This is a genomic window from Ruegeria sp. YTSC192, from assembly GCF_059609705.1.
In genome coordinates this window covers 1-1,260 of record NZ_JBXWMG010000027.1, presented here as the reverse complement: position 1 = coordinate 1,260, position 1,260 = coordinate 1, and the positions used below count along the sequence as shown (strand labels likewise).

3 protein-coding genes are annotated in these 1,260 nt (G+C 61.6%); all 3 read right to left on the bottom strand.

The annotated features are described in order from the left end of the window. Nucleotides 1-161 (bottom strand): tetrahydrofolate dehydrogenase/cyclohydrolase catalytic domain-containing protein (locus AC2FD8_RS19700; protein ID WP_496858968.1); only part of this gene is annotated, 161 nt, incomplete at its 3' end. 51 nt (nucleotides 162-212) lie between these two features. Beyond that, entirely contained in the window at nucleotides 213-518 is a 306-nt protein-coding gene (locus AC2FD8_RS19695) for a chorismate mutase (RefSeq protein ID WP_496858966.1), read from the bottom strand. A gap of 58 nt (nucleotides 519-576) precedes the next feature. Further along, nucleotides 577-1,260: formate--tetrahydrofolate ligase (locus AC2FD8_RS19690; RefSeq protein ID WP_496858965.1), on the bottom strand; the 684-nt coding region annotated here is incomplete at its 5' end.

The window sequence follows — 1,260 nt, the reverse complement described above, 5'->3', positions numbered from 1 at the left end:
TTCGAGCGGACATAAACCTGGCTGGCCGGATCTTCACCGACCAGAACCACCGCCAGACCGGGGGTGATGCCGTTTTCCTCTTTCAGCTTTGCGACCTGATCAGCCACCTGCGCGCGAACCTTGGCCGCGAACGCCTTGCCGTCGATAACCTGCGCTACCATCCTGTCATCCCTTCTTTCAAAACCCAAACGGGCGCTGAGCGCGCCCGGTCTTTACTCGGGGCCGAGCACACGTTCCTCGCGTGCAATCGACCAGTCAATCAGAATGCGCCACAGCGTCTCGGCCAGATCAGGGTCCATCCCCGCCGCCTGAGAACTGGCGCGAACATTCTGCACCACATCTTCGACCCGTTTCGGAATGCGGGCCGGCAGGCCCTCAGCCGGCTTCAGCTCGGACGCGCGGTCGATATAGCCTGCGCGCCGAACCAGCATGTCGATCAGCTGGCGGTCCAGCTGGTCGATCTGAACCCGCAGATCCTGCATCGTTGCACAGTCTTGCGGCGGTGTCAGAGTGGGCATTGTGATCTCCTTGTGGCCCGGAGCATTCTCCGGACCACGAGATGTCTTATTCGGCGGCTTAGAACAAGCCCTCGATCTCACCTGCGTCATTGAGACAAATGGTTTCCGCAGCCGGTTTGCGCGGCAGGCCCGGCATGGTCATGATCTCTCCGCAGACCGCCACGATAAAGCCCGCACCCGCGCTCAGGCGCACCTCGCGCACCGGAACCGAATGGCCGGTAGGCGCACCGCGCAGGGTCGGATCGGTCGAGAACGAATACTGGGTTTTCGCCATACAGACCGGCAGGTTGCCGTATCCGGCCTCTTCCCATTCGCGCAGCTGGTTGCGGATCTTGTTGTCGGCCAGAACCTCATCCGCGCGGTAGATGCGCTTGGCGATGGTTTCGATCTTTTCGAACAACGGCATCTCGTCAGGGTAGATCGGTGCAAAGTTGGCCGTGCCGCCTTCAACGATTTCCACAACCTTCTCGGCCAGCGGAGCAGAGCCTTCCGAGCCCAGCTCCCAGTGGCGCGACAGAACCGCCTCGACCCCGTGGGCAGAGCAGTAATCCTTGACCGCCTGCACCTCGGCATCGGTGTCGGTGACAAAATGGTTGATGCCCACCACAACCGGCACGCCAAAGGATTTGACGTTCTCGATGTGACGGCCGAGGTTGGCGCAGCCCGATTTGACCGCGTCGACATTTTCCGCACCCAGATCGGCCTTGGCCACGCCGCCATTCATCTTCATCGCGCGCACGGT

Excerpts from the sequence above, each read along its gene's own strand:
- AC2FD8_RS19695 (WP_496858966.1), bottom strand. The coding sequence starts at position 518 with ATGCCCACTCTGACACCGCCGCAAGACTGTGCAACGATGCAGGATCTG.